The sequence below is a fragment of the Actinophytocola sp. genome (genome assembly GCF_035942955.1).
Lineage (GTDB): Bacteria > Actinomycetota > Actinomycetes > Mycobacteriales > Pseudonocardiaceae > DASYTH01.
The window spans coordinates 30,806-46,727 of the sequence record NZ_DASZCQ010000030.1 but is presented as its reverse complement, the minus strand read 5'-3'; the positions used below and the strand labels follow the sequence as shown (position 1 = coordinate 46,727).

Sequence of the window (15,922 nt, the reverse complement as noted above, 5' to 3'; positions counted from 1 at the left end):
ATCTTGACGCGACGACAAGTGATCAAGTATGGCGCAGGCAGGTGGCCCGCACGACGACAGCAACCCGCGGGGCGCGGGATCCCCGCCGGAGCTGCGGCGGCTGGTGTTCGCCGACCAGTGGGCGCAGGCGCGGAACCTGGCCAACCGATGCTCGGGAATCCGGCCGGCCCGTTGGCCTACCGGCCGGTCGGCGACCTGCGGCTCACGTTTCCGGTGCTTATCGTTGGCAGGTAACGGATGTGGGTGACTTGATGTCCGGTCGCCGTATGCAGACTCTGGCCGAATGGTACCGCCGCGGTGGTCTGCCCCGAAGACCGTGCGGATCTGCCGGCAGGTTCTGCCGTCACGGTCCTCTTGTCCTTCAGCCGTGCCGAGTCGTCAAGGGAGTACACACTTCATGTTCCCCACCGCACATCGCCTCCGTCCCAAGCTGTTGGCCGTGGCCGTCCTCCTCGGGCTGGTGCTGACGCTGTTCACCACACCCGCCGAGTCATCCCCCGGCCACCACTTGCCGGGCAGCTTCCAGTGGTCGTCCACCGGCCCGCTGATCGCGCCCAAGCCGGACGCCGGCCACGACATCGTCTCGGTCAAGGATCCCAGCGTGGTCCGGTACCACGACCGGTGGCTGGTGTTCATGACCACGGCCGACACCTCGGGGGACTGGAGCCTGGCCTACACCAGCTTCACCGACTGGTCGGCGGCCGCCGCCGCCCCGCAGGCCCACCTGGAGACCGTCTCCGCCATCGGCCCGGGCTATCGCGCCGCGCCGCACGCGTTCTACTTCGCCCCGCGCGACGAGTGGTACCTGGTCTACCAGACCGGTCTGCCCTCGTTCTCCACCACCACCGACCCCACCAACCCGCGGAGCTGGTCGGCCCCCCGCAACTTCATGGACCGGATGCCGAAGATCATCGAGGACAACATCGGCAACGGCTTCTGGCTGGACTTCTGGGTCGTCTGCGACGACCGCCGCTGCTACCTGTTCTCCGCCGACGACAACGGCCACCTCTACCGGGCCGAAACCACCGTGGCGGCCTTCCCCAACGGCTTCCACAACACCCAGATCGTGCTGCAGGACGACCGGTTCGACCTGTTCGAGGGCGAGGCCGTCTACCGCATCGCCGGCACCAACACCTACCTGCTGATCATGGAGGCCATCGGCAGCGACGGCCGGCGGTGGTACCGCTCCTTCACTGCGCAGGGCCTCACCGGCCAGTGGCGGCCATTGGCCGACACCGAGGCCAACCCCTTCGCCCGCAGCAACAACGTCACCTTCCCCGACGGCGCCTGGACCCAGGACATCAGCCACGGCGAGCTGATCCGCACCGGAATCGACCAGACCATGACCATCGACCCCTGCCACATCCAACTCCTCTACCAAGGGCTGGACCCCGCCGCCGGCGGCGAGTACTCCCAACTGCCCTGGCGCCTGGCCCTGGCCACCCACACCAACCCCGCCTGCTGAACGCGGGCTACCCGGTTCGCGGGACTCGGATCGTTTGGCCGGCGGCGCCCAGCGTCGCCCTGAACTTGCGCAGGCCGGTCCGGGCGAGGTCGTCCTGGGTCGGGGCGAGCGGCCGCCAGCTGGCGGCGGCGGCGATCGTGGCGTTGTCGCCGGTGAATGATTCGATGCTCGGTCTCGGCGCCCAGGTTGGCCCGCTTGTGGGTCTGCAGGTGCGCCGAGGCGGTGGTCAGACCGAGGTCTCCGGCGTCGTCGGCGACCTGTGGGGCCTGCGCGCCGCCGGGTGGGTCGTCGCCGCGATCACCGCAGCCTCCGGAATCGTCGTCGCCATCCGGATGTACCAAACCCACGCCCCGGCTCGGCGATAGCCCCTCTCATGCCGCCTCACCGCGTTGCCGGGCGCGGCGGATGCCGGGTAACCGGACGACCCGGCCGACCCGCAGCCAGGTCGGCCGGCGCGCGGTCGGCTCGTGGGGCTCGGCGGCTCGGCGCAGCGGGTGGCCGCGATCCACGACCATGCGCAGCCAGGCGCCGGCCATGAGCGAGGTGCACACGGCGAGCATGATCATGGAGGTGTACAGCTGCTCGTTCACGATTCCGCTGGACAGGGCCAGGCCGGCAAGGGCGATACCGGGCCCGCCCCGCGCGTTGAGTGCGATCGCCAGGTTGAGGGCCGGGCCACCGCGCTCACCACCGAGGCGGGCGCCCAGATAGACGCTGCTCACCTTCACCAGGCAGGCGATCGCGAGCAATGCGCAGGTGAACCCGAGCAGCAGGTTGCGGGACAGATCCAGGCCGAGCCCGACGGCGCCGAAGTAGACCGGCAGGAAGAACGCGAAGGAGAACGACCGGCAACCGTCGGTGAGGGAAACGCCGGACTCGGTGTCGACGTGGGCGAGCAGCACCCCGGCGAGGAACGCGCCGAACATGGGCTGCACGCCGAGGACGGCCGCGCCGGCGCCGCAGCCCAGTGTCAGCAGCACGCAGGTGATGGTGGAGCCGATGGGCGTGCCGACCTTCGGCAGCAGCCGGCGCGCGAACCGGCGGCCCACGGTGGGAGCGACCGCCAGCACGACCGCGAAGAGGGTGAGCGTCGTGAGCACGTAGTAGGCCGACAGCCACCCCGTCGAGGTGACGCCGAGCAGGTCGGGCAGCCCGGTCGCGGCGTGCCCCGGCACCTGGGCCAGGCCGAGCGCGACGGCGATCACCACGTAGAGCACGACGTCCTCGGCCACCGCCGTGGACAGCACGATCGCGGCGAACGAGGTATGGATGATGCCGAGGTCGATCATGATCCGTGAGATCACCGGAATGCTGGTGACCGCGATGGCGCTGGCGGTGACGAGCGTCAGGGCGGGCACGCTGTCGGCCGGACCGAGGAGCGCCCCCGCGCCGAGCAGGCGAACCACGAGCAGGCCGACGGCGAACGGGATCAGCAGGCCGGCCAGCACGATCCAGGTGACGACCCGCCGGTCGTCGCGCGGAAGCAGCCGGCGGACCTCGGCGCCGGCGAAGAACATCAACATCAGCAGACCGATGCCCTGCACGGCGCTCAACGTGTCGCCCACCGGCCCGCTGCCGGGAAACAGCGTCTCCTGCAGCCGGGGCGCCACGGCGCCGAGCACGGTCGGACCGAGCAGCAACCCGCCGACGAGCTCGCCTGCGACCCTGGGTTGGCGCAGCCGCACCGAAAGAGCGCCGACCAGGTGCACCGTGACGAGCAGCGTCGCCAGGGCGGTGAACAGGTGCAACAACTCGCCGTTGGTCACCGCCGCTCCCCGACTGTCTCCGCCGGCCGGGCCGAGGCCGGCACTCTTCGCTCCCACCCGAGCATGGCCAGGATGCTGAGGCAGTTGATCAGGCCGAGACCGACCCACGGCAGCGCGCGGTGGATCTCGAACAGGGTGGTGAAGTAGGCCGGCGCGATCACCTGGGCCAGCGCGAAGGAGTACTGGAACGTCGCAAGGTAGCGGCCCCGCACCGAGATCGGTGCGATCACGGCCACAAGGGCCATCGAGACCGGGGCGTGCATGACCTCGGCCACCGTGAACAGCACGGTCGCCGCGATCAGCACCGGGATGACCCAGATGTGCTCGCCGGGAAGGAGAACGGCGAACAGGAAGCTCCAGCCGGCCCACAGCGCCGCCGCGGCCATGATGACCCTGGTCCGCCGGTAGGGCGCAAGGCGTTTCACCACCGGGGTGGCCAGCACCGTGATCAACACGGTGTTTCCGACCAGCACGGCGGACGCCAGCCAGGCCGGTCCGTGCAAGCCGATCAGCACGAGCGTCGGGAGGCCGAGCGCGAGCATCATGCTGGTCATCGCGAACGCGGTGTTGATGCCGATCAGCATGAGGAAGGGGCGGTCGCGCAGCAGCGTCCGGTACCCGGCGCCGGGTTCGTCGGCGTCGGATACCGGACGCCGCGGCGCCCTGACGAACAGCGCGATCGCGGCGGCGGCCAGCCCGAAACAGCCCGCAACGCAGTACGCGATGGCGCGGTAGGCGGTGACCTCGCCGCCGGCGACGACGGCCCCGGTGATCAGCCCGCCGAGGGCGAGACCGCCGTTTCGGGCGGTGTTCGCCACGGCGAGCCAGGAATCCTTCGACATGCCCGAGGCGCTGCCGTCGGCGAAGTCGACGACCGCCGTGAAGACGGTGGACCAGAAGAACCGCATGCCGATGGTGACCAGGCAGGTGGCGAGAAAGATGCCGACCGGCTCGCCGACCCACGCGTAAGCCAGATAGCCGAGGGCTTGCATGAGTTGGGCCGCGACGACCACCGGGAATGCGCCGAAACGGTCGGCAAGAGCGCCGGCCCAAATCGGCATCGGAAACGCGACCGCGCCGGCAATGCTGATCAGGACGCCGAGCAGCCCGAGCCCGACGTCGGTGAGCCGGACGAAGTAGATCAGCGACAGGGGCAGGAACAGACCGGTGCCGACGGAATCAATGACGAGCGCGCCGACGAGAACGGCGCCGCCACTGCTGGCCTTGGCAGGCGTGGTCATTCGGGTCCCTCCAATTCGCCGACCATCATGCCACATGCCGCGCGTCATTCTGAATTTTTGACATCCACATCCGGTCGAAGACAATGTGGCTGCCACATCTCACCCGAAGGGGACACATGTTCACGAACCTGAATTCGGTATTCGTCGGCGGCCCGATGTACCAGCTTCTTGATCCGAGCACCGGCCTGATGTCCGACCGGGACAAGGCCCGCTTCACCACGCTGATCGAATACTTCGAACGGCACGGCGCCACCGTGTACAACGCGCACCGCCGCGAGGCCTGGGGAGCGCGCCTGCTGACCCCGCCGGAGGCCACCCGGCTCGACTTCACCGAGATCAGGCAGGCCGACCTGTTCGTCGCCCTGCCCGGGGTGCCGCCGTCACCGGGCACCCACGTGGAGATCGGCTGGGCCAGCGCCCTCGGCAAGCCGATGGTGCTGCTGCTCGAACACGACGCCAGCCACGCGTTTCTCGTCACCGGCCTGGAGACGGTCGCCAACGTGGAGCTCGTCTGGTTCACCGATCCGATGGACATCGTCGGCCAGCTCGAGGTCGCGGTGCCGCGGGTGCTCGCCCGGCGCGGCGGGGCCGTCAGCCCGGCCTCGGCGCACCGAGTCGCCGCCGCCGAACCGTGATCGCCAGGACCAGCAGGAGGATCAGCCCGGCCAGTGGGAAGACGGCCGCGGCCAGCTGCTGGAGCGGGTTGAGCCGCAGCTCGATCGCGGCGTCGACCGGTGCGAACCAGTGCAGCCACCGTGGGCCGAAGGCCGCGGCGAGGAGGACGACCAGGACGGCCGGGAACACCGAGCGATGGCGCACCGCCTGGGCGCCCAGCATGATCATGATGGGCAGCACCCACACCCAGTAGTGCTCCCACGAGACGGGCGAGACCAGCACGCTGGTCAGGCCGCAGGCGAGCACGGCCCACGTCCGTTCACCCGCCTGGTACAGCCGGACGGCGATCAGCAGGCCCGCCGCCACCACGAGCAGGGCCGTCACCAGCCACACCGGGCTGACCGGGCTGCCGGTGAGCCCCAACCGGGCGAGCACCCCGCGCAACGACTGGTCGAACGGAAGCTGGGGAAGGCCGATCCGGGGCAGGTTGAGCGCCGTGCCGCGGCCGAAGTACTCGACGGAGTCCCCTGGCAGGAACGCGAAACCGACGGCCACGGTGAGCAGGAACGTGCCGGCCGCGGTGATCGCCGCGCGGATCCGGCGGGTGAGCAACAGGTACAGAATGAAGATCAACGGAACGAGCTTGACTCCCGCGGCCAGGCCGATGCCCACGCCGTGCCAGCGACGACCGGCGCCGTACACGAAATCGGCCAGCACCAGCACCATCAGCATCAGGTGGGGTTGGCCGAGCCGCAGGTCGTAGTCGATCGGGTCGAGCAGGAGCGCGCCGAGCGTGATGCCGAGGGTCAGCCCGGCCCGACGGCCCGCCCGCCGAACGCCGACCACGCCGAGCATGATCCAGACGGCCAACTCGAGGAACAGCGCCTCGACCGCGTACCAGGCGATCCCGGCAAGGGTCGCCGGGACGAGGGCGAATGGGATGAACAGCAACGCCGCGAAGGGCGTGTGCGTGTAGAACAGCCCGGTTCTCGGTTCCGGCGCGTGGTACAGGGCGTCGCCGTGCAGCGCCGCGGCGGCGGCCATTCGCTGGACATCGAAGTCCTCCATCCAAAATGGCCAGGCCCCGTGTATCGCGCGCTCCACCAGCGCAATGGCGATCGCGCCGACGACGGCAAGCGGCAGCCAACGCAGTGCGCTCATCAGCGGCTTCTCCGCGGAGGTGCGCGCGATACCGTCGTCGACGTGCACCTTCGCCGATTGCTGCGGTCCTGCGGTCAATGTAGCTCTCCCGATCTTGGCCAGAAATTGATCTGAGCAATTGTATTGTGTGCCGGTCGTGCGTCGCTCGTGCCGGAGTAGGTGCGCCACGGTGTATAACCGTTTGTTCCGCACAGTTGAACACGCCGCGCGAGTATCGCCGACGTTGTCACGGCGGGGCGCGTGTGCCATTGTTGGGCGCCAGATGATCTGCGCGATACCTGTTATTGGAGCCGGCGTGGCTGTGCATCGCCTACCAGACTTGAGCCGCTCGTTGGAAACGGGCCGGCTTGTGCCGGACCCGGCTCCGCTCGCGCTGCGCGACGAGCAGGTAAAGTCCCTCGACCGGCTCGAGCGCGCATCAATTGTATCCGCGCTCGACATCTCGCGTAGCGAGCTTCTAGATCTCTTTCAGGTGGCGGCAAGCCTGCAGACGAATGTCCTCCGGGCGGGGGCGGCGCTGACCGGAAAGATCCTGCTGACCGTGTTCTTCGAGCCGAGCACACGCACCCGCCTGTCCTTCGAAAGTGCGGCGCACCGGCTCGGCGGATCGGTCGTCAGCGTCCCGGACGCCCACTTCACCGGTGTCCACAAGGGAGAGAGCCTCGCCGACACCGGCGTCATGTTCAGCTCCTACGCCGACGTCGTGGTATTGCGGCACAGCTCGGAGCGGTCCGTCGAGGAGATCCGGGCCGGCCTGGACGTGCCGTTGATCAACGGCGGCAACGGCTGCGACGAGCACCCCACCCAGGCGATGGCCGACTGGTACGCGCTGCTCAAGTGGCGCAACGAGCTCGGCGCCGCGAACCCGCGGCCGGACCGGCGGATCTCGCTGGCCATGCTCGGCACCCCGCGCCTCATGCGGTCCATGCGCAGCTTTCTGTTGCTGGGGACCGCATGCTTTCCCCACGCGGTTGGCGACCTGACGATCGTGTCGGATGCGCTCGAGCCCCTGGACGCCGGCCTGGTGGCGGCCATAGAGCGCGCCGGGTGGCCGTACCGGTGCACCCCGCTGTTCGCCGAGCACGTGTCCGATTTCGACGTCATCTACCAGAACGCGCTGGTGCCGGTCGGGCAGCGGTACGAGGTGGTGGGCTCGACGGTTCGCGTCGACCGCACGACACCGATGAAACCGGACACCGTCATCCTGCATCCGTTGGCCCGACATGACGAGCTGAGCCCGAGCCTCGACGACACCCCGCACAACCTGTATTTCGACCAGGCCAACGGAGCGGTGTTCGTGCGGCAGGCCTTGCTGCTTGCGCTCACCGGCCGGCTGCGGGGAGTCCTCCGTGGTGCGTCCCGGCTCGAGGACGCGCCGGACACGCGGAAAGCCGGATAGCGCGATGTGCGGCATGGCGGGTTTCCTGACCGGCGAACGGCTCGAGCCGGGCGCGGGTCGGCTGCTCGACCGGATGCTGAGCCGGCAGGCGCACCGCGGTCCGGACGGCCGGGGGCAGCTCGTCGACCCGGCGGCCGGTGTGGCGATGGGGCAGGTCCGGCTGGCGATCAACGATCTGAGCCCGACCGGCGCCCAACCGCTGAGCTCGGCGGACCGGCGCCAGGTGGTGACCGTCGTCGGCGAGATCTACGACTTCCAGCGCATGCGGGCGCGGCTGACCGCGCACGGCGAGCGCTTCGCGACGAAGTCGGACAGCGAGCTGGTGCTCGCGCTGTACCGGCGGCACGGGCTGGGGTTCGTCGAGCACCTGCGCGGCGAGTTCGCGATCGCGCTGTTCGACCGGACCACCAACCGGCTCGTCCTGGTGCGCGACCGGTTCGGGGTGCGCCCGCTGTACTACCACGCGACTCCCCGGCTGGTGGCCTGGGCCTCGGAGGCCAAGGCGCTGCTGTCGCATCCCGGCGTGCCGCGCCGGCTGTGCCGCCGGGCCGCGGTCAACCAGCTCGTGCAGGTGATGGTCCCCGGGACAAGCGCGTTCGAGACGGTCAACTCGGTGCCGGCCGGCCATGTCGTCGTGGTGGATCGCGGGCGGCGCGGGCTCGTCGCCCGCGGCCACCGGTATTGGGACATGCGCTTCCCGCCGGCCGATGGCCGCGGCCGCAGCGATCCGGACGAGTGCCGCGAGGCGATCCGGGACGTGGTCGTCGACGCGCTCGCCGTGCGCACCGCGGCCGACGTGCCGGTCGGGGTGTATCTGTCCGGCGGCATGGACAGCGGTGGGCTGCTCGGCCTCGCGGTGAGCCTGCGCCAGGACCGGCCCCGGGTGTTCACCCTCGGGTTCGCCGATCCCGCCTACGACGAGTCGGGAATCGCGAAGCGGGTGGCCGGGGACGCCGACGTCGAGCTGACGACGCGCCACATCACCGACGACGACCTGTACGGCGACAACTACGTCAAGGGTGTGTGGCACAGCGAACGAACCTTCTACAACACCCTGGGCATCGCGAAAATGCAGCTCAGCGCGTTCGCTCGGGCGCAGGGCACCCGGGCGGTCATCTCCGGCGAGGGGGCGGACGAGCTGTTCGCCGGATACCCCGCGTTCGCCATCGACCAGGGCTCGGCGGCCGTGCGCAACGCCGAGGCCGACAACCTGTTCGCCGGCGCGATCCTGCCCACCCGGGCCTACCGGCACCCCGCGTTCGAGCGGATCTGTGGCTTCACGCCGGGTTGGGTGCAGCCGTGGGTGTCCACTTGGGAGCGAGTGCGGCCGCTGCTGGCCGCCGGCCTGTCCGCCGAGCTCGGCGACTACGACCCGCTGGCGGCCGTCGCCGAGAGCCTGGACCGCACGATGATCGAGGGCCGGCAGCGCCTCGACGTCGCCCAGTACACCTGGATCAAGACCATGCTGGACGGCCAGATCCTGAGCTGGGGTGGCGACCGGGTCGACATGGCCAACGCGGTGGAGAGCCGGCCGGTCTTCCTTGATCACCGGGTCGCGGAGGTGGCGGCCCGGATTCCCCCGGAGTTGCGGATCCGGAACGGCCGGGAGAAATGGGTGCTGCGCGAGGCCCTTCGGTTCGTCCTGCCGGACTACCTCTACCGGCGGCGGAAGTTCGCGTTCATGGCGCCACCCGCGCACCGCACCGGCGACCGCAGCCGCGAGCTCATGCGCCTGGCCCGGCACTATCTGACGACCAGGCGCATCGAGGAGGCCGGCCTGGTCGATCCACAGCGGACACACGAGTTCCTGGACTCGGCCACACGTCCGCAGGACAACGCGAGCGGAAACGAGATCGACAAGGTGTGCAACCACCTGCTCGGTCTGCACATCCTGCACGATCTCTTCATTCGTTGAGGAAAGGGAACCAGCGACAATGGGCATGGTGGCACTTCGCGAGGCGCCCCGACTGCACGGACTTCCGTCCGCCGACGGCGCCGGGCACACCCCGGGATGGTGCGGATACGGTGGGCTGCCGCTGGTCATCGAGGGCGTGGCGAGCGAGTGGGCGGCGGTCGGCAGGTGGACCGCGGAGCACCTGGTCGAACGCTGCGGCGCCGAGCGGGTGACGGCGTTCGTCACCGACGAGTCGATGCAGGGGACCGTCCTGCAACAGGTCAACAAGTCGGTCACGGCCTCGTTCGCCGAGATCGTCCGCCATATCTTCGGAATCGAGCGGCGCGACCCCGACCTGGCCTACTACCTGCGAGTCGAGCCGGGCATGCCGGTGTACGAGGAGCTGTCGGCCGACTTCGAGATCCCCGACATCGGTCACGAGTTCAATCCACAGTGGAGCGGAATCTGGATGGGTCAGGCCGGCAACGCCACGCCGTTCCACAACGACCAGTGGCACGGGCTGCTGTTCCAGATATCCGGTCGCAAGCGGTACACGATGGTGCATCCCTTCGACGCCGTGCAGTTGCAGCGGAACTGGCGGCCGGCGGCGAAGTACGATCTCGCGCACGCCGAGGTCCTTGCCGAGGACGCGCCGGAGCTGGCCGGCCTCGAGCAGTGCTACCAGGGCATCCTGTCGCCCGGTGAGGTGCTGTACGTGCCACCGTTCTGGATGCACCAGGTGGTGACCATCGACGACGGCAACATATCGATGCCGATCCGCTTCAACACGACCCAGTCGCCGGACGTCTCGCTCTTCCAGTTCAGCCAGCGTTCGTGCCTGCGGGACCTGACCAACCAGCCCGTCTACGACACCGACACCATCGTGGAGTTCCTGCGGACGAACCGGGCGCATTTCGCGGCCAGGGAGCGGGAGTTCGTCGAGGCGTTGCTCGAGGTCCGCAAGCTCGACATCGCGCCGGCGACACTGCTCGCCGCGGTGGCGCAGTGACATGACGGCGCTGATCGACGAGTGCGTCGCCGCCGCCGGTCCGGCATGGACCCGCTACGAGCACCATCCGTGGTTCGACGCGCTGGAACGGGGAACGCTGCCGGTCGAGCGGTTCGTCAGGTTCCAGGTCGAGGACGGGCCGTTCATCCCGTACCTGCACCAGACGGTCGCGCTCGGTGTGGCCAAGGCTCCGGTCGGGTCGCCGTGGGCCAGGGCGGCCACCCGGCTGCTGTCCGACGTGTTCGTGGCCAAGGAGCTGGACACCAAACGGCAGATCATCGAGCAGCTGGGGATCCGCAACCCGCGGTTCGACCGGTGGGCCCTGTCCCCACGGCGCGAGGCCTACGCCAACCATCTACTTCGGACGGCGCTGGAAGGCACGACCGCCGAGATCGCGGCCGCGCTGTTGCCCTGCACGTTTTTCACGAAGGTGGTGGGCCGGCGGTTCGAGTCGGTCGACATCAAGGGCCCGGAGGCGTACCGGCAGTGGGCGCGGATCTACGCGGACAAGCAGATGTACAACATGTTCGAGGCGCACGTGGAGATGATGGAGTTCGCGGTCGGCCGGGAGCCCTCGACGCGGCCGCAGCTGATCCGGCTGTTCGTGCGGAGCACCCAGCACCAGGTCGCGGTGTTCGACGACGCCCTCGAACCGGGTCCGGCCTGGCGGCCGGTGGCCCACCCCGACTTCGCTCCGCAGGTGCTGACGCCGTGACCGTCCGGTACCACGCCGACGTTCAGCGCTGCCTTGCGCCCCGGTTCGGCGGGCCGGTCGAGCTCGAGCCGCCCCATGTCCAGTGGGACCGGCGGGCGGTCTGCCGGGCGACGCTGCCGGGCGGTCGCCGGGCGGTCATCAAGATCGACCAGGACCCGGCCCGGCACGCGCGGGAGGTCGCCGGACTGCGGGCGGCGTGGGAGGCCGGAGCGCCGGTGCCGCGGGTTCTGTGGAGTGGCCGGGGTGAGTACTGGGTTCTGGTGCTGGCCGAGGTGCCGACCCGGCGATCGCTGGCCGACGGCGGCCGGCTGTGGCGGGCGGCCGGCGCGGCCACCCGCCGGCTGCACTCGGCGAGAATTCCCGCGCGGCTGCCCATGTTCTGCGACGGCGGGCAGGACTGGGCCGAGCACATGGCGCACCGGGTGGAGGTCGAGGCCGGCCACGCGGTCGAGCGCGGCCTGCTCAACCGCGCCGAGGCGAACGCGACGATCCAGCACGCCGTGCGTGCCCTTGCCGCCGCCGGACCGGTGAACATGGTTCTGCTCCACGGGGATCTGCAGGCGCGGCACGTGCTCGTGCACGGGAACGCGGTGGTCCTCGTCGACTTCGGCGACGCCGGCTGGGGTGACCCGGCCCTCGACCTCGTCGTGCTCACCCACCTGGATCCGCACCGGCGCGCCGAGGTGCTCGACGGTTACGGCGCCGACCGATCGCTTCGGGACCGGATCGGCATTCTCGGCCCGACATACTCGTTGTGGCGCAACATGTTCGTGTCGAGGTGGTATTTCGAGAACTCCTTCGAGCAGCGGCGCAACACCGCGGTCGCCCGCCGGGTGCTGGAAACACAGGTGCTGGCGGGCCGGGAGAGCGGCGGCCGGCCGTGACGAACAGCCTGCGACGTCCGGTCATCGCGACCGACAGCGACACCGTGGCCGGCGCCCTCACGGCGTTGATCGGGGCGGGATCCTGGCCGCGGCCGCCGCTGGTGCGGCAGGTCGGCGCCGGGAGCCTCGCCGCACCGCCCGGCGAGGAGGCCATCCTCGCCGTCCCGACGACATCGGCGCTGCTGACCGCGCGCGCGGCACACGACCGGCTGTACGTCGTCGACGAGACCGGCGACACCGCCGGGAGCGTGCGCCGGTTGGTGGACCTGGTGACCAACGCGCGGCGGGTGACTCCGTCCCGGGCGGAGTACGGCATGCACGCGGCCTACGGCGCCGCGTTGCGGTCGGCGGCATGGCGGGGTGGCGTCGGCGCCGCCCTCACCGACGACCGCGGGGACGTGGTCGCGCTCGGCACCGCCGAGGTTCCGGCGTACGGCGGCGGTCAGTACTGGGAAGGGGATCCGGGCGATGCCCGCGACATCCGGCTCGCCGGCGATCCGGCGACGGCGGTCCGCCTCGCCACCGTCGAGACGCTGCTGGATCTGCTGGCCGCGGGCGGAGTCAGCCTGCCGGGGCCGGCCGCGACGGTGGCCGCCGACCTGCTGGCGGCCTTCGACAAGCAGCAGGGTTCGCACGGCGTCGGCCACGGCGGCGCGGCGGCGCAGACCTTCGAGTCACTTGGCCGGGTCGTGCACGCCGAGATGGCGGCCCTGCTCACCGCCGCGCGCAACCGGCTGGACATCGGCGGGTCCACGATGTACGTCACGGCCTCGTCGTGCCGGCAGTGCTTGCGGCATCTCGTGTGCGCCGGCCTGCGCCAGATCGTCTACTTCGGACCACGGCTCGACTCGGCCCCGCCGTTCCACGCCGACTCCGTCGACGTCCGCGCCGACGCGCCGGGCCGGCTGCGGCTGACGCCGTTCACCGGTGTCGGTCCGGGGGCGTACCAGGCGCTCTTCGGCGCCCAGATGCGGGAGTTCTCCGTCGCGAGGATATGAGTGAGACACGGTGAAAGATTCCACTGAGGTGACGCGCTCGGCGCCGACCCTGGACGACGTTCGGGCCGTGCTGGCCGAAGTGTGTGAAACGACGCGGGTCTACTCCGTCGCGCCGGGTCCGCGCAGCTACAGCAACCGCCTGTGGCTCGCCGAGACCGACGAGGGTCGGCTGCTGGTGCGCATTCCCGGCCGCACCGACGACGCCGAGGTCGTGCGCGCCTCGGTGGTCGCCACCCGGATGGCCGCCGAGGCGGGCATACCCACCGTGCGGTTCCGGGCGTTCGCGCCGCGGACCCTGCTCGGGCTTCCCGTCGTCGTTCAGGAGTTCCGTCCTGGCGGCAAGGCCTCCGATGCGCTGCGCCGGGGCGAGGTCGAGCTGGGGGAGCTGGCGGCCACCCTCGGCGACTGGGTCGGGCGCCTGCATCGCCTGCGGCGCACGCGGTTCGGCGCCGTCACCGATCCGCACGGCGATGAGACGTGGGCGGGCACCGTGCGTACGCGGGTCGGAACCGCGCTGGCCGGGCTCGGCGAACAGGCCCTGCCGGCGAGCCGGGCGCAGATCGAGTCGGCCTTCGACACCGCGCTGGCCGACCTGGTGGGCGCCGAGCCCGCCTCGCTCGTGCACGGCGACCTGTACCTGGACAACGTGCTCGTCGACCGCGGTCGCGCGGGTGCGTTGCTCGATTTCGAGCACGCGCACTTCTTCGATCGCTTCGCCGAGTTCGGCAAGCTGAACGAGCTGCTGTTCGAGTGGTGGCCCGGGTCCGAGCGGCCGTTCATGGAGGCGTACTCGCAGCACTTCCCGGACGCGTCCGTCGACGCACCGCGCTGGCGGGTCGGGGTCGGGATGTACGAGCTCTGGCAGCTGGCGTACTTCCAGCGGTGGCAGCCCGATCTGGTGCCGGTGTACCGGGAACGGCTGCGGCGCTGGCTCGCCGGCCGGTGTGCGGACGGGGGTGGCGACAACGGTGACTACCGCCACGTATGACACGTTCGAGGAGGCCTACCTGGCCCAGCTCGCCCGGGTCCGGCACGACCGGGAGTTCGTGAACTCGCCCCGCGGCTATCCGAGCCGGGAGATCCTCGGCGTGTCCTACCGCCTGCGGAACCCGCGCGAGCGCGTGATCCGGGCCCGGGAGCGGAAGAGCAACATCATCTTCAACTTCGCCGAGGCGCTGTGGTACCTGTCCGGAAGCAACGCGCTGGACCTGGTGCGCTTCTACGCGCCGTCGATGGAGAAGTACTCGGTCGACTCCAGGACACTGCGCGGGACGGCGTACGGGGAACGCATCTTCAACTTCGGCGGCGCCGGGTTCGACCAGTGGGAGAACGTGATCAGGACGCTGCGGGAGGATCCGGACTCCAAGCGGGCCGTGATCCAGATCTTCGCGCCGGAGGAGCTGCTGATCCGGGACAACATCGACGTGGCCTGCACGTTGGGCTTGCAGTACCTCATCAGGGACGGACGGCTGCACGCCCTGGCGTTCATGCGAGCCAACGACGCCTACCGCGGGACGGCAAGCGACGTCTTCTCGTTCACCTTCCTGCAGGAGCTGCTCGCCCACCAGCTCGGCCTCGGGCTCGGCTCCTACTTCCACGTCGCCGGTTCCTACCATCTCTACGAATCGGACCTGGCCAGCGCCGACCGGGTGCTGGCGCGCCATCCTCGTCCGGTCAACGACGATCCGTTCCCCGCGATGCCGGCCGGTGACAACTGGCCGGCGATCTACGAGATCCTCGCGCTCGAGCGGGAGATGCGGACCGGACGCCTTACGCTGAAACGGGACGACGTCGAGGGGCTCGGGCTGGCCCCGTACTGGGCGCAGGTCGTCGCGCTGCTCTCCCTCCACGCGCAGTGGCGGTTGTGCGACGGCACCGATCGCGAGCTCCTCGGCTACCTGTGGCCGCTGTACGCGAGCCTGGTCGAGAACCGTTGGCGGCGCAGGTATGCGACGCCGGCGTGAGCCGCCGGTCGGGCTGACCGTCGGGTCCTCGGACTCCGGTGGCGGGGCGGGCATCCAGGGTGACATCAAGGCGTTCGCCTCGGTCGGCTGTTTCGCGGCCACCGTCGTCGTCGGGGTCACCGCGCAGAACACGACCGGCGTGGCGAACCGGCTGACCGTGCCGGTGGGCTTCGTGCTCGAGCAGTTGGAGGCCGTGCTGTCCGATCTGCCCGTCGACGCGGTCAAGGTCGGCACGAGCTGGAGCGCGGCGCATGTCGTCGCCATCGCCGACCGCCTGTCGCGGGTCGACGTGCCGATCGTCGTGGACCCGGTGATGGTGACCGCCGCCGGCGCCGCGCTCGCCGATCCCGGGGTCGTCCCCGCCGTGGTCGAGCGCCTGTTCCCGGTGGCCGAGGTCGTCACGCCCAACCTCGCCGAGGCCCGGCTGCTGTGCGGCGCGGACGCCGGCTCACCGCGGGCGACCGCGGAGCGCCTTGTCGAGCTCGGCGCCCGGGCGGTGGTGGTGACCTGCGGGGGCGCCGGTGACCATGACTGGTTCGCCGACGCGGCCACCTCCGTGCCGATACCCCGCCCCCGGCACGACTCCGGCGCCGAGCACGGCGCGGGGTGTGCCCACTCCGCGCTGATCGCGGGATTTCGCGCCCGGGGAATTCCGCTGCGCACCAGCATCGAGCTGGCGACGGAGAAAGCGGCCAGAGCCGTGCGGAAAGGGTTGGTGTCCATTGGGCACGGAACGCATCCCGTGGACGTGATCGGTCTGGCGGAGTGGGTGGTACCTTCCGGCGCCGCGTGGTAATTTGGCTGGCCATAG

The 15,922-nt window shown here is 70.3% G+C and carries 15 protein-coding genes; 12 read left to right on the top strand and 3 right to left on the bottom strand.

The features are described 5' to 3' along the window. Nucleotides 1–439 precede the first annotated feature (439 nt). Together VGX25_RS02455 and VGX25_RS02450 are read left to right on the top strand one after the other, a co-directional pair. Nucleotides 440–1,465: a non-reducing end alpha-L-arabinofuranosidase family hydrolase gene (locus tag VGX25_RS02455; protein ID WP_326915888.1), complete on the top strand. Its 1,026-nt coding sequence runs from the start codon at nt 440–442 to the stop codon at nt 1,463–1,465. Nucleotides 1,466–1,530: 65 nt separating this feature from the next. After that, nucleotides 1,531–1,830, top strand: a complete 300-nt coding sequence (locus tag VGX25_RS02450) for a hypothetical protein (protein WP_326915886.1) — start codon at nt 1,531–1,533, stop codon at nt 1,828–1,830. 6 nt (nt 1,831–1,836) lie between these two features. Here VGX25_RS02450 and VGX25_RS02445 read toward each other — a convergent pair whose 3' ends face one another. Both VGX25_RS02445 and VGX25_RS02440 read right to left on the bottom strand, forming a co-directional pair. Further along, the gene (locus VGX25_RS02445) at nt 1,837–3,231 is read right to left on the bottom strand and encodes a cation:proton antiporter (protein WP_326915885.1); all 1,395 of its coding nucleotides are present in this window, start codon (nt 3,229–3,231) and stop codon (nt 1,837–1,839) included. After that, nucleotides 3,228–4,472, bottom strand: a complete 1,245-nt coding sequence (locus VGX25_RS02440) for an MFS transporter (protein WP_326915883.1) — start codon at nt 4,470–4,472, stop codon at nt 3,228–3,230. The genes VGX25_RS02445 and VGX25_RS02440 overlap by 4 nt, the downstream gene beginning before the upstream one ends. A 116-nt stretch (nt 4,473–4,588) precedes the next feature. Between VGX25_RS02440 and VGX25_RS02435 the strand changes: the two genes are divergently transcribed. Further along, entirely contained in the window at nt 4,589–5,107 is a 519-nt protein-coding gene (locus VGX25_RS02435; RefSeq protein WP_326915881.1) for a nucleoside 2-deoxyribosyltransferase, read from the top strand. On the opposite strand, the gene VGX25_RS02430 is transcribed toward VGX25_RS02435, so the two are convergent. After that, nucleotides 5,064–6,326 (bottom strand): glycosyltransferase 87 family protein, encoded by a 1,263-nt coding sequence (locus VGX25_RS02430; protein ID WP_326915880.1) that lies wholly within the window; start codon nt 6,324–6,326, stop codon nt 5,064–5,066. The two genes, VGX25_RS02435 and VGX25_RS02430, sit on opposite strands and share 44 nt — an antisense overlap. A 241-nt stretch (nt 6,327–6,567) precedes the next feature. Between VGX25_RS02430 and VGX25_RS02425 the strand changes: the two genes are divergently transcribed. From VGX25_RS02425 to thiD, 9 genes are read left to right on the top strand one after another with little or no spacing between them, the layout of a single operon-like run. After that, complete coding sequence (locus VGX25_RS02425) at nt 6,568–7,647, top strand: hypothetical protein (RefSeq protein WP_326915879.1); 1,080 nt, start codon at nt 6,568–6,570, stop codon at nt 7,645–7,647. Nucleotides 7,648–7,660: 13 nt separating this feature from the next. Beyond that, entirely contained in the window at nt 7,661–9,562 is a 1,902-nt protein-coding gene (gene asnB, locus VGX25_RS02420; RefSeq protein WP_326915878.1) for an asparagine synthase (glutamine-hydrolyzing), read from the top strand. Between the two features lie 25 nt (nt 9,563–9,587). Continuing rightward, on the top strand, nt 9,588–10,550 hold the full coding sequence (locus VGX25_RS02415; RefSeq protein WP_326915877.1) for a cupin-like domain-containing protein: 963 nt from the start codon (nt 9,588–9,590) through the stop codon (nt 10,548–10,550). A 1-nt stretch (nt 10,551) separates the two neighbouring features. Further along, a complete protein-coding gene (locus tag VGX25_RS02410; protein ID WP_326915876.1) occupies nt 10,552–11,265 on the top strand; it encodes a hypothetical protein in 714 nt (237 codons plus the stop codon). Beyond that, nucleotides 11,262–12,149: an aminoglycoside phosphotransferase family protein gene (locus VGX25_RS02405; RefSeq protein ID WP_326915875.1), complete on the top strand. Its 888-nt coding sequence runs from the start codon at nt 11,262–11,264 to the stop codon at nt 12,147–12,149. Before VGX25_RS02410 ends, VGX25_RS02405 begins: the two co-directional genes overlap by 4 nt. After that, nucleotides 12,146–13,147 carry a deaminase gene (locus VGX25_RS02400; RefSeq protein ID WP_326915874.1) on the top strand — a complete coding sequence of 334 codons (1,002 nt, stop codon included), beginning with the start codon at nt 12,146–12,148 and terminating at the stop codon, nt 13,145–13,147. The genes VGX25_RS02405 and VGX25_RS02400 overlap by 4 nt, the downstream gene beginning before the upstream one ends. A 10-nt stretch (nt 13,148–13,157) precedes the next feature. Then, nucleotides 13,158–14,135 carry an aminoglycoside phosphotransferase family protein gene (locus tag VGX25_RS02395; protein ID WP_326915873.1) on the top strand — a complete coding sequence of 326 codons (978 nt, stop codon included), beginning with the start codon at nt 13,158–13,160 and terminating at the stop codon, nt 14,133–14,135. Further along, nucleotides 14,116–15,111: a thymidylate synthase gene (locus VGX25_RS02390; protein WP_326915872.1), complete on the top strand. Its 996-nt coding sequence runs from the start codon at nt 14,116–14,118 to the stop codon at nt 15,109–15,111. Before VGX25_RS02395 ends, VGX25_RS02390 begins: the two co-directional genes overlap by 20 nt. Then, on the top strand, nt 15,095–15,907 hold the full coding sequence (thiD, locus tag VGX25_RS02385) for a bifunctional hydroxymethylpyrimidine kinase/phosphomethylpyrimidine kinase (RefSeq protein ID WP_326915870.1): 813 nt from the start codon (nt 15,095–15,097) through the stop codon (nt 15,905–15,907). The genes VGX25_RS02390 and thiD overlap by 17 nt, the downstream gene beginning before the upstream one ends. Nucleotides 15,908–15,922: the final 15 nt, after the last annotated feature.